A 23620-nucleotide genomic window follows, 5' to 3' on the forward strand; every position below is an offset into this window, starting at 1 on the left:
TCGGGGAGGTATTGCGTTCGTTAAAACAATCTTCTCCTCTGAAAGTGAAATAAGAAAAAACCCGCTACTGCATGTGAATTGAGCTTTGGGACCTGCGGGTATAAGTCGTCTGTTCGATTTACCGAACAGGTGGCGCGGCAGAGCGATGGCTAAAAGCCCTGGCCAGGACGAGGCGACAGCAATCGAAGCGGCAGCGGATGAGGGGGCGGTCGAAATGTTGCCGCACCGTGCCGCAGTGTTGAATGCGGCGCTCGGTTCCGTCGACATTTCGGCTCGCCTCGCCAGGGTTGCTGCGGCGGCAAAGGGGCCTGTGGTCTTCACCACCTCCTTCGGCCTCGAAGATCAGGTGCTGACTCATTTCCTCGCCATGGCGAAGCTGCCGGTGATCTTCGCCACGCTCGATACCGGCCGGCTGTTCCCCGCGGTCTATGCGCTCTGGCAGCAGACCGAGGAGCGCTACGGCATCCTGATCCGCCCCTATTTTCCGCGCCACGAGGCGGTCGAGCTCTATGTCCGCCAGAACGGCATCAACGGTTTCTACGCTTCGCGCGACGCCCGCAAATCCTGCTGCGACATCCGCAAGGTCGAGCCGCTCGGCCGGGCGCTCGCCGGGGCCGATATCTGGCTGACCGGTCTGCGCGCCGACCAGTCGGCGGCGCGCGGCGCGGTTCCGTTCGCGGAGGCCGATGCGGCGCGCGGCCTCGTCAAGGCGAGTCCGCTGATCGACTGGACGCGCGAGCGCACGCTTGCTTTTGCCGAAGCCAACGATGTCCCGATCAACCAGCTGCATGCGCAGGGCTTCGTCTCGATCGGCTGCCAGCCCTGCACCCGTGCCATCCGCCCCGGCGAGGCTGAGCGGGCCGGGCGCTGGTGGTGGGAGGACGATGCCGCAAAGGAATGCGGCCTGCATGTTGGAACGGACGGAAAGCTGGGGCGCGCTAAGTCTCCTTCGCAAGAAATTCGGCCAGTGGAGCCGCGCGCATGATTCAGCTCAGCCATCTCCAGAAGCTCGAGGCGGAGGCCATCTTCATCATCCGCGAGGTCGCGGCGACCTGCGACAAGCCGGTGCTGCTCTATTCGATCGGCAAGGACTCCGCCGTTCTGCTGCATCTGGCGATGAAGGCGTTCTACCCGGCCAAGCCGCCTTTCCCGCTGCTCCATGTCGATACGACCTGGAAGTTCCGCGACATGATCGCCTTCCGCAACGAGACGGCGGCACGGCTCGGGCTCGATCTCATCGTTCATATCAACCGGGAAGGCGTCGAGGCCGGCGTCAACCCCTTCGCCTCCGGTTCGCGCGTTCATACCGACGTCATGAAGACGCAAGGGTTGAAGCAGGCGCTCGACCTGCACAAATTCGACGCGGCCTTCGGCGGCGCCCGCCGCGACGAGGAGAAGAGCCGCGCCAAGGAACGCGTCTTCTCCCTGCGCAGCCCCGAGCATCGCTGGGATCCGAAAAACCAGCGCCCCGAGCCCTGGCAGCTCTTCAACACACGCAAGCACCGGGGCGAGAGCTTCCGCGTCTTCCCGCTCTCCAACTGGACCGAGCGGGACATCTGGGACTACGTCGCGCTGGAAAACATCCCGGTCGTGCCGCTTTATTTCGCGGCGCCGCGCCCGGTCGTGCAGCGCGACGGCGCCTGGATCATGCGCGACGACGAGCGCATGGCGCTGCGGCCCGGCGAGGTGGTCGAGACCCGCATGGTCCGCTTCCGCACGCTCGGCTGCTACCCGCTGACCGGCGCGGTCGAAAGCGAGGCGGCGAGCCTTACCGACATCATCGCCGAGATGCGCTCCTCTCGTTCTTCCGAGCGGCAGGGCCGCGTCATCGATCATGACGGCTCGGGTTCGATGGAGCAGAAGAAGCAGGAAGGCTATTTCTGATGGGCTTCGCCATCGCCAGGAATCTGGCCAAGAAGAACCTGAAGGCACTGAGGCCGGCCCAGAACCTTCTCCCTGCCAACGATGCGCCCGCCGCTTCCGAAACCGGCCGGCATTCGCTGCTGCGCTTCATCACTTGCGGCTCGGTCGATGACGGCAAGTCGACGCTGATCGGCCGCATGCTCTACGAGGCGGGCGCGGTCTTCGACGACCAGCTCGACGCGCTCGACAGCGATTCCCGCAAATTCGGCACGCAAGGCACGCAGCCTGATTTCGCCTTGCTCGTCGATGGTCTCTCGGCCGAGCGCGAGCAGGGCATCACCATCGATGTCGCCTACCGCTATTTCGCGACGGAGACGCGCAGCTTCATCGTCGCCGACACGCCCGGCCACGAGCAATATACCCGCAACATGGCGACGGGCGCCTCCACCGCCGACCTCGCCATCATCCTGGTCGACGCGCGCAAGGGCCTGCTGCCGCAAACGCGCCGCCACTCCTTCATCGTTTCGCTGGTCGGCGTTCGCCATGTCGTGGTCGCGATCAACAAGATGGACCTCGTCGGCTATGACGAGGCCGTCTTCGCAAAGATCGCGGCCGACTACCGTGCGGCGGTGAAGAGCCTCGGCTTCGCCTCGATCAGCTTCATCCCGGTCTCGGCCCGCGACGGCGAGAACGTCATGCGGCCTTCCTCGCTCATGGCCTGGTATGACGGACCGGCGCTGTTGCCCTATCTCGAAAGCGTTGCGATCACGCGCGCGGCGCCCGGCAGCGAAGGCTTCGTCCTGCCGGTGCAGTGGGTCAACCGCCCGGATCTCGATTTCCGCGGCTATGCCGGCACGCCGGTGGCGGGCCGCGCCCGTGTCGGCGATCCGGTCGTGGCGCTGCCCTCAGGACGCACCAGTCGCATTGCGCGGCTGATCGGCGCTGCGGGCGAGGCGAGCCAGATCGCAGCCGGGCAGGCCGCGACCATCACCCTCGAAGACGACATCGACGTTTCGCGCGGCGACGTCATCGCCGCTGCGGACACCGAGCTGCCGGTGAGCCGGGGGCTCACGGCGCGGCTGCTCTGGACGGGCGAGCGCGCGATGCTGGAGGGCGGCCAGTTTCTGCTGAAGCTGGCGACGCAAAGTGCCAGCGCCACGGTCGAGACCTTGCACCACAGCATCGATATCGAAGGCTTCCGGCCGCTGCCGGCACAAGCCCTGCGCATGAACGGCATCGGCCTGGTCACGCTCCGGCTCGACAGGCCGCTGGTCTCGCTGCCCTATGTGCGGAGCCATGAACTCGGTGGCTTCATCCTGATCGACCGGATCAGCAACGAGACCGTCGCATTCGGCTTCGTCGAGGCGGACGGAGACGCCAAGCAACCGGGCGCGATCGGCGAAGGCGGCGTGGTGGCCCGGCTCCGGCGCAATGTCATCCGCATCGTCGGCCGGCGCGGCACGCCGGATCGCCGGGCCTGGCTGGCCGCGGTGAGCTGGCGGGTCCTGAGCACGGCCGGGTTGTTCGCGGCGGCTTTTGCCTTGACGATGAATGCGCCGGCCTCGCTGGCGCTCGCCTTAGGCGACATCCTGCTGCGGCCTGGGCTGCGCGCGCTGCATATGCGGCTCTGGCGGAAGGCGCCGGCCGGGACCCTACAGGACGGGGCGGGGATCTGAGCAGCGGCGCCAGCGGCTTCTGCCGTCGGCGTCGAAAGTGTTGCGGTTGCCACGACGCGGCACCCGATTGGCAGAACTCACGCTGCCTTGGCGTAGTTCGTTTCGGTGGTCGCCTGCGACGAGAGCTGCGAGGAGCTGCCATAGGCCTGCGAAGCGTTCTGGAAGGCTTCGGGCGGCGGCCGGTGACGATGCCTCTCGCCGGACTGTTGCAGCGAGGACTGGAAGGTCTTCACCTCATCCTGCGAGACCGAGCCGTCGCCGTTCTGGTCGAGCGAGCTGAAGAGCTTGTTCAATTGGTCGCTGTTCAGGCGACCGTCCTTGAAGGCCGCGCTGAACTCGTCCTTGCTGATCCCACCATTGGCGTCGCTGTCGATCTGACCGAACGCCGAAACGCCGTCGCTGGTCGAGGCTGCCTGGGCGTTCTGAGACCCGTCGGCCTGGAGGGAGAACAGAAAGGACTGCAGCAGGCTGTCGGCCTTCTTGGCCTTCTCCTTGAACGCATCCGACTCGGCTTTGCTGATCGAGCCGTCGCCGTCCGCGTCGATCTTCTTGAAGAGCTCTTCGCTCTTGGCGCTGTCGGCGCCCTTTGGAGCGGCGCTCTCGAATTCGTCGAGGCTGATGCCGCCGTCGCTGTTGCTGTCGATCTGGTCGAAGCTGGGAGGTTTATGGTGTGGTCGGAAACCACCGCCCACACCGCTGACACTGGACATGGAGATACTCCGGAAGAACGTCGCGACCTGCGACGCCCCGGCAGTCTCCGCCCGGAATCTTGGTGAACACCTAATAAACGGTGCCGCGTGCCGGTATTTTCACGAGCCATTGAATGCGGCTGCTCGCGCTGCCGGGCTCAGCGTGCGACGACCGCCGTCGCCTCGATCTCCAGCAGCGCCTCCGGCTCCACCAGCGCCGTCACCGCGACCACCGCCATCGCCGGAAAGTGCCGGCCGAAAACTTCGCGATAGACCGGCCCTATCTCCTTGAGGCTGCTGCGATAGGTCGCGACATCGGTGACGTACCAGGTGAGGCGCACGATGTCCTCGACGCGCGCGCCGCCGGCCTCGACCACCGCCTTGATATTGAGGAAGGTCTGGCGGAGCTGACCGACGAAGCCTTGCGCGAAGACGCCCTCCGGGTTCCAACCGACGAGGCCGCCGGTCACCAGCACGCGGCCCTCAGCGACCATGCCGTTGGCATAGCCGCGCGGCTGCGGCCAGCCTTCCGGCAGGATGGCGCGGGATTGCGGAAGTTCGGACATGGGTTGTCGCCTCGATTTCGGCCGTTCGGCTCTGGTTTGAGAAGGGGTCAGGTCTCGCCGCGCGCGATCTGGCGCAGGGCGAAGCGTTGCAGCTTGCCGGTCGCCGTCTTCGGCAGGGCGTCGACGAATTCGATGGCGCGCGGATATTTGTAGGGCGCGATACTGGCCTTCACATGCTCCTGCAAGGTCTTGACCAGGGCCTCGTCGCCTTTGACGCCCTCGCGCAGCACCACATAGGCCTTCACGATCTGGCCGCGCTCGGGGCAGGGCGCGCCGACCACGCCGCATTCGGCCACCGCCTCATGCGTCAGCAGGCAGGCTTCCACCTCCGGCCCGGCGATGTTGTAGCCGGCGGAGATGATCATGTCGTCGGAGCGGGCCTGGTACCAGAAATAGCCGTCCGCATCGCGCAGATAGGTGTCGCCGGTGATGTTCCAGCCGTTCAGCACATAGACCGCCTGCCTCGGGTCGGCGAGATAGCGGCAGCCCGTCGGTCCGCGTACTGCGAGGCGTCCCGGTGTCCCGTCCGGCACCTCGCGGCCTTCCGCGTCGACGATCTTCGCCTCGTAGCCGGGCACCGGAATGCCGGTCGAGCCCGGCCGGATCTTGTCGCGCGGGGCGCCGATGAAGATGTGCAGCATCTCGGTTGCCCCGATGCCGTCGAGCAGCGCGAGCCCCGTGCGCGCCTGCCACGCGTCGAAGGTTGCCTTCGGGAGCGCCTCGCCGGCCGAGACGCAGATGCGCAGCGAGGAAATATCGCGCCCCTCGAGCTTGTCGAGGATGGCGCGATAGGCGGTTGGGGCCGTGAAGACGACACTGACCTTGTAGCGCTCGATGGCGTCGATCAGGTCGGCCGGGCCAGCTTTCTCGGGCAGGACCATCGCGACGCCGATCCGCATCGGGAAGAGCACAAGCCCGCCGAGCCCGAAGGTGAAGGCGAGCGGCGGCGAGCCGGTGAAGCGATCGTCGGGAGAGGCCTTCAGCACCCGCGCGCCATAGGCATCACAGATCGCCAGCATGTCCTGGTGGAAATGCATCGTGCCTTTCGGCTCGCCGGTCGTGCCGGAGGTGAAGGCGATCAGGCAGACATCGTCGCGGGCGGTGTCGGCGGCCTCGAAATATTCGTAGCCCGGTCGCGCCATGAGGACTTCGAGCTCGCTGTCGGACGAGCCGAAGGCGACGATGCGGGCAAGCTCCGGCGCCTGCGCTTTCGCGGCTTCCAGTTCGGCTGGGAGGCGGTGGTCGCAGAGCGCCAGCGCAATCTTCGCCTTGCGCAGGGGATACGCGAGCTCGCCGGCCCGCAGCATCGGCATGGTCGCGACGGCGACGCCCCCGGCTTTGATCACGGCGAGATAGGCGGCGACCATCATCGGCGTATTGCCGGCGCGCAGCAGCACGCGGTTGCCGCTGACCATGCCGAGATCGCGGGTCAGCACATTGGCGATGCGGTTCACCGTCGCGGCGAGGTCCGCATAGCTCCAGTGCAGATCAGCCGCCACCACGGCTGTGCGGCCACCGCGGCCTTCCGCGATGTGCTTGTCGAGCAATTCGGTGACGCAGTTCAGCCGCTCCGGGTAGCTCAGCCCTGCCTCTTCCAGTGTCAGATCGGGCCAGCTTTCGCGCGGCGGCAGATTGTCCCGCGCGAAGCTGTCCTTATGCCCCGATCTCGCGAATCCGGTTGCTGTCATCTCGTTCCCCTGCCTTTTCGGCATGTGCTTTCAAGAGGTCGCGCGCGATCACGACCTTCTGGACCTCGCTGGCACCCTCGTAGATGCGCAGCGCCCTGATCTCCCTGTAGAGTTCCTCCACCTTGACGCCCTTGGTGACGCCGAGTCCGCCATGGATCTGGACGGCCCGGTCGATCACGCTCTGGGCGTTCTCGGTCGCGACGAGTTTCGCCAGCGCCGCTTCGCGGGTGACGCGGGCCGCGCCCTGGTCTTTGGTCCAGGCGGCGCGATAGACGAGAAGGGCGGCGGCATCGACCTCGGCTGCGCTCTCGGCGATCGCCGCCTGCGAGAGCTGGAGGTCGCCGAGCGTGCCGCCGAAGAGCTTGCGGCCATTGGCATGGGCCAGCGTCTCGTGCAGCGCGCGTCTTGCGAAGCCGAGCGCGGCGGCACCGACCGTCGAGCGGAAGATGTCGAGCGTCGCCATCGCGACCTTGAAGCCGTCGCCGGGCCCGCCGATGCGGTTCTCGAGCGGCACGCGGCAGCCCTCGAAGCGGAGCGTCGCCAGCGGATGCGGCGCGATCACCTCGATGCGTTCCGCGATGGTGAGGCCGGGCGTGTCGGCCTCGACCAGGAAGGCGGAAAGCCCGCGCGCTCCGGGCGCCTCGCCCGTGCGGGCGAAGACGACGTAATGGTCGGCGATGCCGCCGTTGGAGATCCAGCTCTTCTCGCCGTCGATGCGGACATGGGTATTGCCGTCCGACGCCGCGGTCGTCGCCATAGCGGCGACATCCGAGCCGGCCTCCTTCTCGGAGAGAGCAAAGGCGGCGATGCGCTTGCCGGCCGCGACATCCGGCAGGATGCGCTGCTTCATCGCCTCGGAGCCTGCGATGCTTATCGAGCCCGTGCCGAGCCCCTGCATGGCGAAGGCGAAATCGGCGAGCCCGTCATGAGCAGCCAGGATCTCGCGGGCAAGGCAGAGCGTGCGGACATCGAGCTTGTCGGAAAGCCCACCATAGGCGGCCGGCACCACGGCTTTCAGAAAGCCCGCCGCACCCAAGGCCGCGACGCGCGCCCGGCAGGCTTCGTCGACATCGTCATGCGGCAGATCGGCGAGATAGGAATCGGCCCACCCGGAAAGCTCGGCGGCGAAGGTCCGGTGACGCTCCTCGAAGAACGGCCAGTCCAGCGTGTCGCCGAGGATGTCGAGGCCGAGACGAGGAGCGCCGCTCATGTCAGTTGCCCTCGAACACCGGCTTCTGTTTCGCGGCGAAGGCGTGATAGGCGCGGGCGAAATCCTCGGTCTGCATGCACAAAGCCTGCGCCACGGCCTCGGCCTCGATCGCGCTCTCGACCGACATCGCCCATTCCATTTCGAGCATGCGCTTGGTCATGGCGTTGGCGAAGGTCGGGCCATCAGCCAGCTCGGTAGCGAGCTCTTGCGCATCGGCCAGCACGGCGTCCGGCGCGCAGAGCCGGTTGAGGAAGCCCCAGCGCTCGGCTTCCTCCCCCTTGAGCACTCGCCCGGTGTAGAGCAGCTCGGCGGCGCGGCCTTGGCCGATGATGCGCGGCAGCATCGCGCAGGCCCCCATGTCGCAGCCGGCAAGGCCGACGCGGTTGAACAGGAAGGCGATCTTGCTGCCGGCCGTGCCGAGCCGGAGATCCGAAGCCATGGCCACGATCGCGCCGGCCCCGGCGCAGACGCCATCGATCGCCGCGACGATCGGCTGCGGGCAGGCCCGCATTGCCTTGACCAGCTCGCCCGTCATCCGGGTGAACTTCAGCAGGTCCTTGGTCTCCATTGCGACCAGCGGGCCGATGATCTCGAAGACGTCGCCGCCCGAGGAGAAATTGCCGCCGGCGCCGGTCACGACGATCGCCTTGACGCCTTCATCCTTCTGCGCGGCGAGGAAGAAATCCGTGAGTTCGCGGTAGCTTGCGAAGGTCAGTGGATTCTTTTTCTCAGGCCGGTTCAGCGTCACCGTCGCGACTTTGCCGGCGACGGAAAACGCGAAATGCTCGGGCGTGAAGCCCGCCAGCGGCAGCGTGGTGGCGTTGGCGATCGTCATCAGGCGTCTCCCTTCGCGGGCTCGTCGGCTGCGTCCTTCGCCCGTCTGGCGATGGCGCGATGCAGTGAGGTCTTGGTCTCTCCGAGCAGCCGGAAGAGCTGCCCGATCTCGGGCTGGTCGAGCCCCGCGAAAAGCTCGGCGATCCAGCTTTCGTGCCGCTCGGCCATGGCGCGGAAGGCCTTGCGCCCTTGCGCCGTCAAGGTGAGGATCTGCACCCGCCGGTCCTGCGGCGCCGCGCGCTTGTCGACGAGCCCGTCCGTGACGAGGCCGGCGACGACGGCGGTAACGTTGCCGTTCGAGACCATCAGTCGCTGCGAGACTTCGCCGACGGTCATCCCCACCACGCTCTTGTCCAACTGGGCCATCAGGTCAAAGCGCGGCAGCGTCGTCTTGAACTCCTCGCGCAGCCGGTTGCGGATTTCCGTCTCGATCAGGGTCGAGCAGGTCAGCATCCGCAGCCACAGGCGCAGCTCGTCCTTGTGGTCGCCGGGGCGTTCGCTCGCCTTGGTCTCGCGGTCGAGCATGAGTGCGGAGGAGGGCGTCTCCATCTCAGAACTCCCCGCCATTGATCAGGAGCGACTGGCCGGTGACGGCATCGCTGCCCGGCCCGCAAAGATAGAGTACGGCGGCCGCGACCTCTTCAGGCGCGATCAGGCGGCCCTGCGGATTGTCCTTGACCATTTCGGCCAGCGCCTGCTCGCGGCTTTTGCCGGTCTTGGCCGCGATGGTGTCGAGCCCGCTCGCGACCATGTCGGTATCGGCGTAAGCAGGGCAGACGGCATTGACGGTGACGCCGGAGCGGGCGGTTTCCAGGGCCAGCGATCTGGTGAGGCCGATCACCGCATGCTTTGCGGCGGCATAGGCGCTGACATAGGCGTAGCCGCGATGCCCTGCCGTGGAGGCGATGGCGATCAGCCGGCCGCTATGGCGCTCCAGCATGCCGGGCAGGACCGCATGGAACAGGTTGACCGTGCCGATCAGGTTGATCTCGACCATGCGGCGGAAGCGCTCGCTGTCGCTGCGCATGAACGGGCCGGTCTCGACCGCCCCGGCATTGGCGATCGCGATATCGAAGGCATGTGTGCTGGAAAGACGGTCGAGCGCGGCCGAGACCGAAGCCTCGTCGCGCACGTCGCAGGCGGCGAAATCGGCGGCGGCCCCGGCTGTGACAGCGTCCCGCAGCGCGGCCTCGTCACGGCCGAGAATGCTGACCTGCGCTCCCGCTTGCGTCAGTGCGGCAGCGATGGCGCGGCCGATGCCCCGTCCGCCTCCCGTCACCAGCGCGTGCCGTCCTTGCAGAGCCATGAGCGTTCGACCTCCAGCAACAAATATATTTTAAGTCTCAACGAATTTGCAAGCCCTCTCGGCGGGGCTTACCTTCACGACATCGATTTTGCGCGCTGCTGCAAACGTTTATCACAAAGGCGGCCGTGATGGCCGGCTTTCGATGCGGTGGGGGTGGAAGCCCCTTGAGTTCAAAATCATTTTAGGCTTAAAATATTTTCCAGACCGGATCGGCCGGTTCCCCGATGGAGGCGTCGATGCGTATCGCGGTTGTGGGCGGAGGGCCGGCGGGGCTCTATTTCGCGCTGCTGATGAAGCGGGATTGGCCGGAGATCGCGGTCGACGTCTTCGAGCGCAACCAGGCGGACGACACCTTCGGCTTCGGTGTGGTCTTCTCCGACCAGACGCTCGACACCTTCAAGACGGCGGATGTGAAGAGCTATGCCGCGATCCGCGACAACTTCGCCTATTGGGACGACATCGAGATCCACTTCAAGGGCGACAGCTACCGCGTGCCCGGCAACGGCTTCTGCGGCTGCTCGCGCCGCTCTCTGCTGATGCTGGTGCAGGCGCGGGCGCGCGAGCTCGGCGTCAACCTGCATTTCGCCAGCGAGATCGCCGATGTCGAAGCGTTGAGGCGCGATTACGACCTCGTCGTCGCCGCCGACGGCGTCAACAGCCGCCTGCGCGAGAACTGGCGCGAGCGCTTTCGGCCGGAAACCGATCTGCGCCCCAACAAATTCGCCTGGATGGGCTCGACCCGCCCCTTCGACGCCTTCACCTTCTTCTTCAAGGAAACCGAGCACGGCCTCTTCATCGCCCATTGCTACCAGTACGAGGCGGGGCGCTCGACCTGGGTGCTCGAGACCGACCCCGAGACCTTCGAGAAGGCCGGGCTCGATGCCATGGATGAGGCGCAGTCGGCCGCCTTCCTCGAAGGTGTCTTCGCCGAGGAGCTTCAGGGCCACAAGCTCATCGCCAACCGCTCGCTCTGGCGCAATTTCCCGATGATCCGCTGTCGCAACTGGGTGGTCGAGAACGTCGTGTTGATCGGCGACGCCAAGGCAACGGCGCATTTCTCGATCGGCTCCGGCACCAAGCTGGCGATGGAAGACGCCATCGCGCTGCACAAGGCGATGGGGCAGGCGAAGCTCGATGTCGCCGGCGGCCTGAAGCTGTTCGAGACGCAGCGCCGCGAGGAAGTCGAGAAGACCCAGCACGCTGCCGATGTCTCGCTGGTCTGGTTCGAGGAGTTGAAGCGGTTCTGGGATTTCGAGCCGCTGCGCTTCGCTTTCGGCCTGATGACCCGTTCAAAGGCGATTACCTATGACAATCTGGCGCTGCGCGCGCCGGAGATGGTCGCGGCCGTCGACGCGCTCGTCGCCGATGGGCTCGGGCCGCTGGCGAAGCGGCGCAAGGACGGCTCGCCGGTGCCGCCGGCCTTCCAGCCCTTCAAGCTGCGCGAGATGCAGGTCGAGAACCGCATGACCGTCTCGCCGATGTGCCAGTATTCCGCCGAGGAGGGCCTGCCGACCGATTGGCACCTGATGCATTACGGCTCGCGCGCCATCGGCGGCCCGGGGCTGATCTTCACCGAGATGACCTGCGTCGCGCCGGATGCCCGCATCACCCCCGGCTGCACCGGCCTCTGGAATGACGCCCAGGAAGCTGCCTGGAAGCGGATCGTCGATTTCGTTCACGGCCATTCGGCGGCGAAAATCTGCCTCCAGCTCGGCCATGCCGGGCGGAAAGGCGCGACCAAGCTGATGTGGGAGGGCATGGACCGCCCGCTGCCTGAGGGCGCCTGGCCGATCGTCTCAGCCTCAGCCTTGCCCTACTACCCGGAGAGCCAGGTGCCGCGCGAGATGACGCGCGTCGACATGGACAGGGTGACCGCCGAATTCGTTTCCGCTGCCGAGCGCGGCGAGCGTATCGGCTTCGACATGCTGGAACTGCACTGTGCCCATGGCTATCTGCTGGCGAGCTTTCTTTCGCCGCTGACCAACAAGCGCACGGACGAATATGGCGGATCGGTCGAGAACCGTTTGCGTTATCCGCTGGAAGTCTTCCGGGCGCTGCGCGAAGCTTGGCCGCGCGAGAAGCCGATGTCTGTGCGAATCTCGGCGACCGACTGGGCGGAAGGCGGTCTCTCGGCCGCAGATTCCGTCGCGATCGCCGAGGCTTTCGCCGCCGAGGGCTGCGATCTCGTCGACGTCTCGACCGGCCAGACCGCCAGGGAATCGCGCCCCATCTACGGCCGCATGTTCCAGACGCCGTTCTCCGACCGCATCCGCAACGAGGCCGAGGTTGCGACCATGTGCGTCGGCAACATCACCACGGCCGATCAGGTCAACACCATCATCGCTGCCGGCCGCGCCGATCTCGTCGCGCTTGGGCGCCCACACCTCGCCGATCCGTCATTCGTGCTGCGCGCGGCCGCCTGGTACGGCGTCGATGTCGCCCAGCCGGTGCAGTACCAGCCCGGCAAGGACCAACTGATGCGCAACACCCCGCGCGAGCGCGAGGAGCTGCAGGAACTCAAGCTGAAGGCCAAGCCGAGCCGCCACGCTGTCCAGGCGTAGCGTTCGCTCCGCCTCTCCCCAGAAAATGCCGAGCCATCCCGGCTCTCCGCTTCGCTGCGGCCGGGATGACCCGCGTTTCACCGAGGCTCTGGAACGCCGTCCTACTTGCCGCCCTGCGAGCGGCCGGAGGGCGAGACGTCGGGAATGGTCGGCGCCGTCGCTGGGCGCTCCCCGAAGGGATTGGCCGAAGGTGGATTGCGCCGCAGGCGGAAGGCGAGATAGGCGGCGGCCGCCGCCGAGAGCAGCCCGAGATAGGCCAGCAGCCCGTTCGGTCCGATGGCCTGCATGAAAGCCGTCGAGACCAGCGGGCCGATGGCCGAGCCCGTCGCCCAGAGGAACAGGAGCTGCGCCGAGAGGCCGAGCGCCCGTTCGCGCCCGAGCCGGAAATAGGCATGAGCGACGGCCACCGTGTAGATCGGCATCGAGCCGGCGCCAATCAGCGCGAACAGGCCGAAGAGCCAGAACCGGGCATGGGGCAGGGCGAACCAGAACACCGCGCCCAGCGCCAGCGAGCAGATCACCACCGAAAGCGTGGCGCTCAGCATGATGATGCGGCTCTCGACGCGGTCCGCCAGCAGCCCGAGCGGCCATTGCAGCACGAGCGCGCCGATCTGGATGCCGGCGGTGAGCAAGATCGCCCAGGCCTGGTCGAGCCCGATCAGGATGCCGTAGGCCGGCGCCACATTGGTGAGCGCGCCACCCATCAGGCCGACATACAGGCAGCCGATGACCGAGGCCGGCGCATATTGCCAGATCGTGTTGAGGCGAACCGAGACGACCTCGCCCGATTCCGGTCCCTTGGCCTTGGTCATGCCGACGGGGATCAGCGCGATCGAGAAGGCGGCGCTGGCGAGCAGGAAGATGTTGTTCGATTGCAGCGAGACGTAGCCGACACCGATCTGCGAGCCGATCAGGGCGAGGCGGTTGAGGATCTGGTAGAAGCCGAAGATGCGGCCGCGCTGGCCTGCTTTGGCCTGCCCGCTGATCCAGCTCTCGATGCAGATGGCGTGGCCGGCGCCGGCGAAGCCCATGCCCAGCCGCGAGATGCCCCAGATGTCGAGCGGCGTCGCCGAGAAGCTCAACGTCAGGACCGCCTGCAAGGCCGCGAAGACGGCGAAGGCGCGGATATGCCCCACGCGGCGGATGAAGGCGGGGATCACGAAGCAGCCGGCCAGGAAGCCGACGGAATAGGCCGAGCCGACGAGGCCGATCAGCAGCGGCGCCTTCTGCTCCAGCGCCATCTTCAGCGGCACGACGGTGTTCACGATCGTGGCGGCGATCTGAAGGATGAGCGCGCCGCTAACGATGGCCCCCAGCGCTGCGACAGAGCTCGTCCTCGGCTCGGTGGCTGCTTTGGTCACGTTGGTCCCGCCCCCTGCGCAGCCGCCATGAAGGCCTGAGATTCTCGAGGCGACAAGCCCTGCGGTTGCGATGCTTGCGACATATCCGATTCGAGCGCCGGGTGGGGAGAAATGGGCTGACATGCCAGCCTTGCCCGAAAAAGATGGGCCAATCGCGGCGGGCAGAGAAAAATCTCCGTCTCCGTTTCTCCATCGGCAGGCCTTGATCGCGCCGCCTTTGCATCGTCTTGCGGTGCTGCTGCTTGCCGTAATCCGCAGCTTCCTCATCCGCAAAAATTATCGATGCGGTTCACCGGCGATTAACCAACACAGCGCCTAATCGAAGCAGAACGAAGTTTGGGTTCTCCCGGCATTCTCGGTCACTACGCGACGTGTATCGCGCCTCTCTCGGCTGGGGCGCGAACGGCGAAGCCGTGTCCGCCGCCGGGCGTGGCGTAAGCGTATCGAGAGTGCGGCGGATGACCTATGCGACCTATGTGCGGGAAGGCGGTGCACCCTATGTGCGCTCCCGCCGACGCCGCAGGCCTTTGCTGAAAGGGTTCTTCCTCGCCGCCGCGCTGAGCTGTGGCGCGATGTCCGGCTTCTGGATGCTGGGGCAGGGCGCACCGGCGCCCGACACTGCCGACACCTCACCAGCCGCCGGCCGCAAGGCGTCCGCGGGCCGCGCCGCGCCGCAGCCGGTCCCGGCCTATGGCGGCCTGCTCGATCCGGCATTGTCCGGTGGCAAGGCCGCGTCCTTCGCACCGGGCGCTCCGGCCCGGTCCGCCTTCCAGCCCGCTGGCCCGGTTCCGCCGGCATCCTCGATTGCCGCAGCCGCTCCTGCCACCGAGCCCGCCTTGCCCTTGCGGCCGCAGCCGCCGGTCACGCTGGCCGAGAAGGCGATGCCGATGCCGGTGCCGCGGCCGCTCGATCTGCTTCCGAAGGCCGATCCCCAGCAGCCGCAGCAGCTCCAGCCGCGCGTCGCGCAGCCGACCCCGTCACGCCGCAACCGCACGGCGGCTGCCGCGCCGACGCCGGAAGATAACCGCAGCTTCTTCGAAAAGCTCTTCGGTGTGCAGAAGCAGCCGGCAGGCACGGCGCTCGCCTATGCCGCGCCGCAGGACGATGTCATCGATCGTGGCCGCGTCGCCCGGCTGAGCCCTTCCACCGGCACGCCGCCGCGTACCGCCGAGGCCGGCACCGCGATCTACGATATCAACGCCAAGATGGTCTACATGCCCAATGGCGAGCGGCTCGAGGCCCATTCCGGCCTGGGCGAGATGATGGACGATGCGCGCTATGCCCATGTCCGGATGAAGGGCGTGACCCCGCCGCATACCTATACGCTGACCGAGCGCGAGGCGCTTTTCCACGGCGTGCGCGCCATCCGCCTGAACCCAGTCGGCGGCAGCGGCGCCATCCATGGCCGCGCCGGGCTGCTCGCCCACACCTATCTGCTCGGGCCGCGCGGCGACTCGAACGGCTGCATTTCCTTCAAGGATTACGAGCGCTTCCTGCAGGCTTTCCTGCGCGGCGAGGTGAGGCGCATCGTGGTGGTGGCGAGCCTCTGAAAATGCCGGCTCGGCGCGTCCACGGCCGGCCCAGATCTTGAGTTTTCACCACACCGAATGCCGGAGGCGCTGGTCTCACGCCGTGCCGCCGATGACCCGGCCAGATCGCGTCGCATTCTGACGGCACCGTCAGAATGCGAAGAGCGCGATCGCTTCCAATGGTTTAGAGCATCGCTCCTGCGAAAACCGGTGCCCATCTTTTCGCGCAATGCTCTAGGACGGGTGGCTGAAGCTCGCGACCCGCGCATCCTTCATCAGGTTGAGGAAGTCGGCACCGCTGACATGCACCAGCGTCCGGTGGTCGCCACCTTCGAAATAGACCTCCTTGGCGTCGCCGAGGCTCTTGTCGAGAATCACAGGCACGTCATAGGCCGATCCGACCGGCGGAACGGCGCCGATATCGCAATCGAAGAAGAGCGAGCCGATCTCATCCTCGGAGGCGAGGCCGAGCCGTTTTTCCATCATATCCTGCAAGCGCGAAAGCTCGATCCGGTGCGTGCTCGGCACGACGGCGAGCACATAGCCGGTCTCGTGATGGACGACGACCGATTTGGCCAGCTTGCTGCCCGGAATATGGGCCGCCTGCGCAGCCTGGCTGCTGGTGGCAGTGCGATTATGGGCGACGGTGTCGTAGGCGATGCCTTTGCCGTCGATATAGCTCTGGAGCTTTTTGGCGATGGTCATGATCGGCGCCCCTCTCTTGCGTGGTGACGCATCAGAGCGGGTATCCTCCTCCCATCGCTGACGAAGTCAACGGCGGAGCAGGGCCGAGCGGGGGGCGTCGAGCCAGGCCCTGCCCGGGAGGTCGCGAGGGGCCGAGATCAGCCGCTCGCCGCCTTGGCCTTGCTCTTGGCCGGCGCCTTCTCCGCCTTCTCGCCCGTCGCCTTCTTGGCAGCTGGTTTTTTTGCAGCCGGCTTCTTCGCGGGGGCCTTGGCTTTTGCGGCGCTCGCGGCCTTGGCCTTGACCTTTGCTCCGCCCTTCGTCTCGGCCTTGGCGTTGACGAGCTCGATCGCTTGTTCGAGCGTGATGCTCTCCGGCGCCATCGTCTTGGGCAAGGTCGCGAAGATCTTGCCCCAGGCGACATAGGGGCCGTACTTGCCGGCCTTCACCTCGAGCCCGCCGCCCGCAGGATGGTCGCCCAACGCGCGGCCGGGTGTCGCCGCCGCGCCGCCGCGCCTGCCGCCGCCGCTCTCCTTGGCGACGATCAGGTCGATGGCGCGATTGGCGCCGAGTTCCAGCACGTCGTCGTCCTTGTCGATATTGGCGTAGGTCTTGCCGTGCTGGACATAGGGCCCGTAGCGGCCGATGCCGACGAGAATCGGCTCGCCCGATTCGGGGTGCTTCGCCACCTCGCGCGGCAGGGAGAGCAGGGCGAGCGCCTTCTCCAGCGTCACGGTGGCCGGGCTCATGCCCTTCGGCAGGCTGGAGCGCTTCGGCTTTTCGCCCTCGCCGAGCTGGATATAGGGGCCGAAGCGGCCATCGCGCAGCGTCACTTCGAGATTGGTGACAGGGTCGGTGCCCAGCACGCGCACGCCGGGCGTGCCCTGGCCGCCCTCGGCCGAGGCTTCGCCCTCGGCGGCCGGGACGGAGAGCGGACGGGTGTACCGGCATTCGGGGTAGTTCGAGCAGCCGACGAAAGCGCCGAACTTGCCGAGCTTCAGCGAGAGCTGGCCGTTGCCGCAATTCGGGCAGATGCGCGGATCGGTGCCATCAGCCTTGGCCGGGAAGATATAATCGCCGAGAATGCCGTTCAGCGCTTCCAGCACGTCGCCGACACGCAGATCCTTGGTCTCGCCGATGGAGGCGGTGAACTCTTCCCAGAACTGGCGCAGCAGCGCCTTCCAGTCGATCTCGGCGTTGGAGACGCGGTCGAGGTTTTCCTCGAGGTTCGCCGTGAAGTCGAACTCGACATAGCGCTTGAAGAAGCTCTCAAGGAAGGCCGTGACCAGCATGCCCTTGTCCTCGGGCACGAGGCGCTTCTTCTCGATGCGGACATATTCGCGGTCGCGCAAGGTCGAGAGGGTCGCGGCATAGGTCGAGGGCCGGCCGATGCCGAGCTCTTCCATGCGCTTGACGAGACTCGCTTCCGAGAAGCGGGGCGGCGGCTCGGTGAAGTGCTGGTCCGCGGCGATGGCGCGCTTCTCCAGCTTGTCGCCTGCCTTCATCGCCGGCAGCTTCTTCGAATCCTCGTCCTCGTCGTCGTCGCGACTTTCCTGATAGAGCGTCAGGAAGCCGTCGAAGAGCACGACCTGTCCGGTGGCGCGCAGGTCGAGGTTGCGGGCGCCGACCTTGGCCGCGATGTCGACCGTCGTGCGCTCCATCTCGGCCGATTCCATCTGGCTGGCGATGGTGCGCTTCCAGATCAGCTCGTAGAGCTTCGCCTGCTCGGGTTCGAGCTGGCGCGCGACCATGGCCGGCAGCCGGGCGAGATCGGTCGGGCGGATGGCCTCGTGGGCCTCCTGCGCGTTCTTGGCCTTGACCGTGTACTTGCGCGGCACGCTCGGCACATAGCGGTCACCGAATTCCTTGCCGATGACGCTGCGGGCGGCGGCGATGGCCGAGCCGTCCATATCGACGCCGTCGGTTCGCATATAGGTGATGAGGCCGACCGTCTCGCCGCCGATATCGACGCCTTCATAGAGCCGCTGCGCGAGCTGCATGGTCCGCGCCGGGGCGAGGCCGAGCTTGCGCGAGGCCTCCTGCTGCAGCGTCGAAGTCTGGAAGGGCGGCTGCGGATGGCGCTTGACCGGCTTGGCCTCGACCTCGCTGACGGTGAAGAGCGCGGTTTCCAGCGCCTCCTTGAAGGCCTTGGCCTCCTCGGCATTGCCGATGTCGAGCCGGGCGATCTTCTTGCCGTCGGCGCCAACGAGCCGAGCCTCGAAGGTCTGGCCGGATTCCGTCGCGAGCGTCGCCACCAGCGACCAGTATTCGCGGGCCCGGAAGGCCTCGATCTCGCGTTCGCGGTCGCAGACGAGGCGCAGCGCCACCGACTGGACACGGCCGGCCGAGCGGGCGCCGGGCAGCTTGCGCCACAGCACCGGCGACAGCGTGAAGCCGACGAGATAGTCGAGCGCGCGGCGGGCCAGATAGGCGTCGACCAGCGCCTGGTCGATGGCGCGCGGATTCGCCAATGCCTTCTGCACGGCGTCCTTGGTGACGGCGTTGAAGGTGACGCGCTCGACCGGGATGCCCTTCAGCACCTTCTTCTGGTTCAGCGCTTCCAGCACGTGCCAGGAAATCGCCTCGCCCTCGCGATCAGGGTCGGTGGCGAGGATCAGCTTCTCGGCGCCCTTCACGGCGCGCGCGATCTCGGCGACCTGCTTGGCGCCGCGGCCCTCGATCTCCCATTTCATGGAGAAGTCGTTGTCGGGCTCGACCGAGCCGTCCTTGGCCGGCAGGTCGCGGATATGCCCGAACGAGGCGATGACCTCGTAGTCGGAGCCCAGATATTTGTTGATCGTCTTGGCCTTGGCCGGCGACTCGACGACGAGGAGCTTCATGATCTGTTTGTCTCGATAACAGCCCTGTTCAGAGCGCGGAACCGGCCGTAACGGACGGTCTCGCGACCCGCAAGACCGCTGCGGTTCGGAATTGTGCGCGAAAGTGGTTCAGCGGGCGGGCCGTGTCAAACGGCGATTGAGCTTTGAGTGTCGCACGGGACGGTTTAGGGCCATTCTCCGGCTTGGGCTACGAAGTGGGGAGGCGAGCGTGTCTTCGCAAGCACAGATCAGACGCCAGACGGCGTTGGACATCCGCAGCCGCAAGGGAGCGGAGCCGATCGTGTCCCTGACCGCCTATACGGCGCCGATGGCGGCGTTGGCCGATCGTCATTGCGATTTCCTGTTGGTCGGGGATTCGCTCGGCATGGTCGTGCACGGCCTCGACAGCACCGTGCCGGTCACGCTGGAGATGATGATCCTGCACGGGCAGGCGGTGATGCGCGGTTCCCGGCGCGCGCTCGTCGTCATCGATATGCCCTTCGGCAGCTATGAGGAGAGCCCGGAGCAGGCCTTCCGCAACGCCGCCCGCATCATGCAGGAGACCGGCTGCGGCGCCGTCAAGCTCGAGGGCGGGCAGCGCATGGCCCCGACCATTCGCTTCCTGGTGGATAGGGGCATTCCGGTGATGGCGCATGTCGGGTTGACGCCGCAGGCGGTGAACGTGCTCGGCGGCTTCAAGGCGCAGGGGCGCAGCCGCGAGGAATGGCCCGCGATCACTGCCGATGCCGCATCGGTGGCCGAAGCCGGTGCCTTTGCCGTCGTCTTGGAAGCGATTGCTGAGCCGCTCGCGGCCGATATCACGGCCAGGATCGCGATCCCGACCATCGGCATCGGCGCCTCGGCCGCTTGCGATGGCCAGGTGCTCGTGCTCGACGACATGCTCGGCCTGACCGGCCGCGTGCCCAAATTTGTCAAGCTCTTCGGCAATCTCGCGGAGGGCGTCGACAAGGCCGTGGCGGATTATGCGGCAGAGGTTCGAGTCCGGAGCTTCCCAGGGCCCGAGCATGTCTATGCGGTGAAGGACTAAGTTCGAAATCACGCCGTCATTCAGGGGCTTCGCGCAGCGAAGAGCCCGGAACCCACGAACACGACACTTGCCGTCATGGTCGGGCTTGTCCCGACCATCCACGTCTTCATCGATACCATGCGGTGTTCAAGGCGTGGATGCTCGCCACAAGGGCGAGCATGACGAGCTGGAGCAAGGTCGTATTTAAGGCTTCCGGGCCCAAGCCTTCGGCTTGCCCCGGAATGACGGAGGTGGTTCCGGTCTGAAGCCGCCGTCGTTAGGCCTGCGCCGCCAGTAGCCGGTCGATGAAGCCCTCGGTCGCCGCTCCCGCGATCCAGCGCAGCACGGCGACGATGTCGCGCTCCGGCTCGACCCAGATCACGTTGCTCCCGGCGCCGAGCGCGGAGAAGGACGACGGGGGCAGACCTGGCCGCGCCGCCAGCCACCAGAGATAGCCGTAGTTCGCGAGAGTCGGGGAGGGTGAGAGCGAGCGCGCGATCCACTCGCGCGAAACGAGCTGCCGGCCGTTCCACTCGCCCTTACGGCCGATCAGCAGGCCGAAGCGGGCGTGGTCGCGTGCGCCGATGAACAGGCCGCCGCCCCAATGGCCGCCGCCGGGTACGGATTGAACCTCGCGCCCGTCGATCTCGACGAAGGAGCTGCTGTAGCCCTGCCATTGCCAGTCCTGCGAGGCGCCGATCGGGTCCATGATCCGCTCGCGCAGCACCTGCGGCAGCGGCCGGCGGAAGCGCTGGAGCAGGGCGTAGCCGAGCACGTTCACCCGCACATCGTTATATTCGTAGAAGCTGCCGGGCGCGTTGAGCTCGCGGCGCTGGCCCTTGCGGCTGTTGTCTGCGCCGGGGCCGATCTGGCGGTTGTGGTCGACCTGATCGGACTTGCCGAAAAGCTCGCCCTGCCATTCGCTCGACTGCTGCAGCAGGTGCCGCCAGGTGATCTTGCCGTTATGCGGGCCGGCGAAGATCGGATCGTCGACACTTTTGCAGACTGGCTCCTCGACATCTCCAATCAGCCCGTCGTCGAAGGCGATGCCGGCGAGTACCGACAGATAGCTCTTGGCGATCGAGAAGGTCATGTCGGTGCGGGCGGTGTCGCCCCATTCGGCAACGATGCGGCCGCCTTTCAGGATGAGACCGGCCGGGCCGCCGCGCTCGCGCACCGGGCCGACGATCTCGGTCCACGGACCTCTCTCGTTCCACTCGACGTTTCCGACATAGCTGCCGTCCGGATAGTAGAGGCTGCGCGGCCAGGGGCTTTCGTTCTCCTGTGCGAAAGCGATCGTGGCTGAAAGCCGCCCGGCATCGAAGCCGGCCTCGGCCGGTGCGATGGTTTCCCAGCCGGCGCTGTGGGGAGCGGGCACGAAGATGTCGGTCGGGCTGGGCACGGCTTGCGTCCTCTCAGGCGTGGGGGGCGAGAGGTAGCGCCGTTTTGCCGAAAGCTCCACGGCCCACAGGACATGGCGCCATCACGCCCGCGAGCGGCTTGCGCCGTGGGCGAGTCGCGCCTAAACAGCCTGCTTCAAATGACATCGCCAGCCCCGCTCTATCCGCATCGTCACCTGCTCGGCATCGAGGGGTTGTCCCATCTCGACATCGAAGGGCTATTGGACCGGGCCGAGGCCTATGTCGCCCTCTCGCGGCAGGTCGAGAAGAAGGCGGCTACCTTGCGCGGCCGCACCCAGATCAACCTGTTCTTCGAGCCCTCGACGCGGACGCAGGCCTCCTTCGAGCTCGCGGGAAAGCGGCTCGGCGCCGATGTGATGAATATGTCGGTCGCTTCGTCCTCGGTGAAGAAGGGCGAGACGCTCATCGACACCGCCGCGACGCTGAACGCCATGCGGCCGGACATCATCGTCGTCCGCCATCACGCGGCCGGTGCGGTCAACCTGCTCGCCCGCAAGGTCGACTGCTCGGTCGTCAATGCCGGCGACGGCGCGCATGAGCACCCGACGCAGGCACTGCTCGACGCGCTGACGATCCGCCGCAACAAGGGCCGCATCCAGGGGTTGACCGTGGCGATCTGCGGCGACATCCTGCATTCGCGCGTCGCCCGCTCCAACATTATTCTGCTGAATGCCCTCGGCGCGAAAGTTCGCCTCGTCGCACCTTCGACGCTGATGCCGCCGGGCATCGAGCGCATGGGCGTCGAGCTCTATACCGACATGAACAAGGGCCTCGAAGGCGCTGATATCGTAATGATGCTGCGCCTTCAGCTCGAACGGATGCACGGCGCCTTCGTGCCGTCCTCCAAGGAATATTTCCGCTATTACGGCCTCGACCGCGAGAAGCTCGAGCGCGCCCAGCCCGATGCGCTGGTGATGCATCCCGGCCCGATGAACCGCGGCGTCGAGATCTCCTCGGAAGTGGCTGATGGCGCGCAGTCGCTGATCCGCGAGCAGGTCGAGATGGGTGTCGCAGTCCGCATGGCGGTGCTCGATGCGCTCGCCCAGCATCTGCCGAATATCTGAGCGTGGCGGGACCGAACATGGCTGAAACGCAGGATATCGCGATCGTCAACGCACGCCTCGTCGACCCGGTGTCCGGGCGCGAGGGCAAGGGCTCCGTCTTGTTGCGGGGGGGCGATATCGCCTCGGTCGAATGGGGAGCGGCTCCTGCGACGGGCGACGACGTGCGCCGCATCGACGCCGGCGGGCAGGTGCTGACGCCGGGCCTGATCGACCTGCGCGCCTTTCTCGGTGAGCCAGGCGCCGAATTCCGTGAGACGCTGGGTTCCGGTTCGCAGGCGGCCGCCGCCGGTGGCGTCACCACCATCGTCTGCCGGCCGGACACCGACCCGCCGATCGACGATCCCGCGATCATCGATTTTCTGAAGCGCCGCGCACGCGACAAGGCGATCGTCAACGTGCTGCCCTGCGCCGCCCTGACCAAGGGGCTGGAAGGCAGGGAGATCACCGAATTCGGCCTGCTTCTGGAGGCAGGAGCGGTCGCGTTCGGCGACGGCGCCTGGGCCTTGCGCAACCCGCAGGTGATGCGCCGCGCCATGATCTACGCCCGCAATTTCGACGCGCTGATCATGAACCATGTCGAGGACCCTGAACTACGGGGCTCGGGCGTGATGAACGAGGGCGAGTTCGCCAGCCGCAAGGGCCTGCCCGGCATCCCGCTCGAGGCCGAGACGGTGATGCTGGAACGTGACATCCGCCTCGCCCGCGCCACCGGCGCCCGCTATCACGCCGCGATGATCTCCTGCGCCGAATCGGCTGAACTCGTTCGCCGCGCCAAGCAGGACGGTGCCCGCATCACCTGCGGCGTCTCGATCAACAACCTCACCCTCAACGAGAACGACGTCGGCGACTACCGGACCTTCTGCAAGGTCTCGCCGCCGCTGCGTCACGAGGACGACCGCCTCGCCTTGGTCGCAGCGCTCGCCGACGGAGTGATCGACGTCGTGGTCTCCGACCATGATCCGCAGGATGTCGAGACGAAGCGCCAGCCCTTCGCCGAGGCTGCGGACGGCGCCCTCGGCATCGAGACCTTGCTGTCGGCCGCGCAACGCCTTGTGCAGGCTGGCCAGATCGGTTTGCCCCAGCTTCTCGCCGCGCTGTCGGCGCGGCCGGCGGCCTTGCTCGGCCTGCCCTCGGGGCGTCTTGCTCCCGGCGCGCCGGCAGACCTCGTCCTGTTCGATCCGGAAGCGCCCTTCGTCGTCGACAAGCGTAAGCTCAAATCGCGCGCCAAGAACTCGCCCTTCGATGAGGCGCGGCTGGAAGGCATCGTCGCGGCGACGATCGTTGCCGGGCGGGTGGTGTATGAGGTCGAGCCGGGCTAGGCTGCG

At 66.7% G+C, this 23620-nt stretch carries 20 protein-coding genes; 9 read left to right on the forward strand and 11 right to left on the reverse strand.

The window, feature by feature from the left end:
- The first annotated feature begins 214 nt into the window (after positions 1-214).
- The 3 genes from AC1DE3_RS09155 to AC1DE3_RS09165 are packed head-to-tail and all read left to right on the forward strand — an operon-like array spanning position 215 to position 3539.
- Positions 215-985, forward strand: a complete 771-nt coding sequence (locus tag AC1DE3_RS09155; RefSeq protein ID WP_441511532.1) for a phosphoadenylyl-sulfate reductase — start codon at positions 215-217, stop codon at positions 983-985.
- Entirely contained in the window at positions 982-1884 is a 903-nt protein-coding gene (cysD, locus tag AC1DE3_RS09160; protein WP_441511291.1) for a sulfate adenylyltransferase subunit CysD, read from the forward strand. The genes AC1DE3_RS09155 and cysD overlap by 4 nt, the downstream gene beginning before the upstream one ends.
- Positions 1884-3539 carry a sulfate adenylyltransferase subunit 1 gene (locus AC1DE3_RS09165; protein ID WP_476779685.1) on the forward strand — a complete coding sequence of 552 codons (1656 nt, stop codon included), beginning with the start codon at positions 1884-1886 and terminating at the stop codon, positions 3537-3539. Before cysD ends, AC1DE3_RS09165 begins: the two co-directional genes overlap by 1 nt.
- Before the next feature lie 77 nt (positions 3540-3616).
- Here AC1DE3_RS09165 and AC1DE3_RS09170 read toward each other — a convergent pair whose 3' ends face one another.
- From AC1DE3_RS09170 to AC1DE3_RS09200, 7 genes are all read right to left on the reverse strand, one after another.
- A complete protein-coding gene (locus tag AC1DE3_RS09170; protein ID WP_441511293.1) occupies positions 3617-4249 on the reverse strand; it encodes an EF-hand domain-containing protein in 633 nt (210 codons plus the stop codon).
- A 137-nt stretch (positions 4250-4386) separates the two neighbouring features.
- The gene (locus AC1DE3_RS09175; RefSeq protein WP_441511294.1) at positions 4387-4794 is read right to left on the reverse strand and encodes a RidA family protein; all 408 of its coding nucleotides are present in this window, start codon (positions 4792-4794) and stop codon (positions 4387-4389) included.
- A gap of 47 nt (positions 4795-4841) precedes the next feature.
- Entirely contained in the window at positions 4842-6482 is a 1641-nt protein-coding gene (locus AC1DE3_RS09180) for a benzoate-CoA ligase family protein (protein WP_476852320.1), read from the reverse strand.
- Positions 6448-7692, reverse strand: a complete 1245-nt coding sequence (locus tag AC1DE3_RS09185; RefSeq protein ID WP_441511296.1) for an acyl-CoA dehydrogenase family protein — start codon at positions 7690-7692, stop codon at positions 6448-6450. Before AC1DE3_RS09185 ends, AC1DE3_RS09180 begins: the two co-directional genes overlap by 35 nt.
- Position 7693: 1 nt before the next feature.
- Positions 7694-8527, reverse strand: coding sequence for an enoyl-CoA hydratase family protein (locus tag AC1DE3_RS09190; protein ID WP_441511297.1), 834 nt, complete (start codon positions 8525-8527; stop codon positions 7694-7696).
- Positions 8527-9075, reverse strand: coding sequence for a MarR family winged helix-turn-helix transcriptional regulator (locus tag AC1DE3_RS09195; RefSeq protein ID WP_441511298.1), 549 nt, complete (start codon positions 9073-9075; stop codon positions 8527-8529). Before AC1DE3_RS09195 ends, AC1DE3_RS09190 begins: the two co-directional genes overlap by 1 nt.
- A gap of 1 nt (position 9076) precedes the next feature.
- Entirely contained in the window at positions 9077-9832 is a 756-nt protein-coding gene (locus AC1DE3_RS09200; RefSeq protein WP_441511299.1) for an SDR family NAD(P)-dependent oxidoreductase, read from the reverse strand.
- A 236-nt stretch (positions 9833-10068) separates the two neighbouring features.
- On the opposite strand from AC1DE3_RS09200, the gene AC1DE3_RS09205 reads away from it, so the two are divergent.
- Positions 10069-12393: a bifunctional salicylyl-CoA 5-hydroxylase/oxidoreductase gene (locus AC1DE3_RS09205; protein ID WP_476852321.1), complete on the forward strand. Its 2325-nt coding sequence runs from the start codon at positions 10069-10071 to the stop codon at positions 12391-12393.
- A 101-nt stretch (positions 12394-12494) separates the two neighbouring features.
- On the opposite strand, the gene AC1DE3_RS09210 is transcribed toward AC1DE3_RS09205, so the two are convergent.
- On the reverse strand, positions 12495-13754 hold the full coding sequence (locus tag AC1DE3_RS09210; protein WP_441511301.1) for an MFS transporter: 1260 nt from the start codon (positions 13752-13754) through the stop codon (positions 12495-12497).
- Between the two features lie 121 nt (positions 13755-13875).
- Here AC1DE3_RS09210 and AC1DE3_RS09215 point away from each other — a divergent pair, with 121 nt between their 5' ends.
- The gene (locus tag AC1DE3_RS09215; RefSeq protein ID WP_476779688.1) at positions 13876-14073 is read left to right on the forward strand and encodes a hypothetical protein; all 198 of its coding nucleotides are present in this window, start codon (positions 13876-13878) and stop codon (positions 14071-14073) included.
- Between the two features lie 139 nt (positions 14074-14212).
- Entirely contained in the window at positions 14213-15304 is a 1092-nt protein-coding gene (locus tag AC1DE3_RS09220; RefSeq protein WP_441511302.1) for a DUF2778 domain-containing protein, read from the forward strand.
- A 213-nt stretch (positions 15305-15517) separates the two neighbouring features.
- Here the strand turns inward: AC1DE3_RS09220 and AC1DE3_RS09225 are convergent, their stop codons facing one another.
- Positions 15518-15988, reverse strand: a complete 471-nt coding sequence (locus tag AC1DE3_RS09225) for an aminoacyl-tRNA deacylase (RefSeq protein WP_441511303.1) — start codon at positions 15986-15988, stop codon at positions 15518-15520.
- Between the two features lie 137 nt (positions 15989-16125).
- Positions 16126-18804, reverse strand: a complete 2679-nt coding sequence (gene topA / locus AC1DE3_RS09230) for a type I DNA topoisomerase (protein ID WP_441511304.1) — start codon at positions 18802-18804, stop codon at positions 16126-16128.
- 208 nt (positions 18805-19012) lie between these two features.
- Between topA and panB the strand changes: the two genes are divergently transcribed.
- Positions 19013-19831, forward strand: coding sequence for a 3-methyl-2-oxobutanoate hydroxymethyltransferase (panB, locus tag AC1DE3_RS09235; RefSeq protein WP_441511305.1), 819 nt, complete (start codon positions 19013-19015; stop codon positions 19829-19831).
- Positions 19832-20087: 256 nt separating this feature from the next.
- Here panB and AC1DE3_RS09240 read toward each other — a convergent pair whose 3' ends face one another.
- Positions 20088-21212, reverse strand: a complete 1125-nt coding sequence (locus AC1DE3_RS09240) for a serine hydrolase domain-containing protein (protein WP_441511306.1) — start codon at positions 21210-21212, stop codon at positions 20088-20090.
- Between the two features lie 138 nt (positions 21213-21350).
- On the opposite strand from AC1DE3_RS09240, the gene AC1DE3_RS09245 reads away from it, so the two are divergent.
- Both AC1DE3_RS09245 and pyrC read left to right on the forward strand, forming a co-directional pair.
- Positions 21351-22295 carry an aspartate carbamoyltransferase catalytic subunit gene (locus AC1DE3_RS09245; RefSeq protein WP_441511307.1) on the forward strand — a complete coding sequence of 315 codons (945 nt, stop codon included), beginning with the start codon at positions 21351-21353 and terminating at the stop codon, positions 22293-22295.
- Between the two features lie 17 nt (positions 22296-22312).
- On the forward strand, positions 22313-23614 hold the full coding sequence (gene pyrC, locus AC1DE3_RS09250) for a dihydroorotase (protein WP_441511308.1): 1302 nt from the start codon (positions 22313-22315) through the stop codon (positions 23612-23614).
- Positions 23615-23620: the final 6 nt, after the last annotated feature.

The organism is Allobosea sp. 10L417 (genome assembly GCF_056395485.1).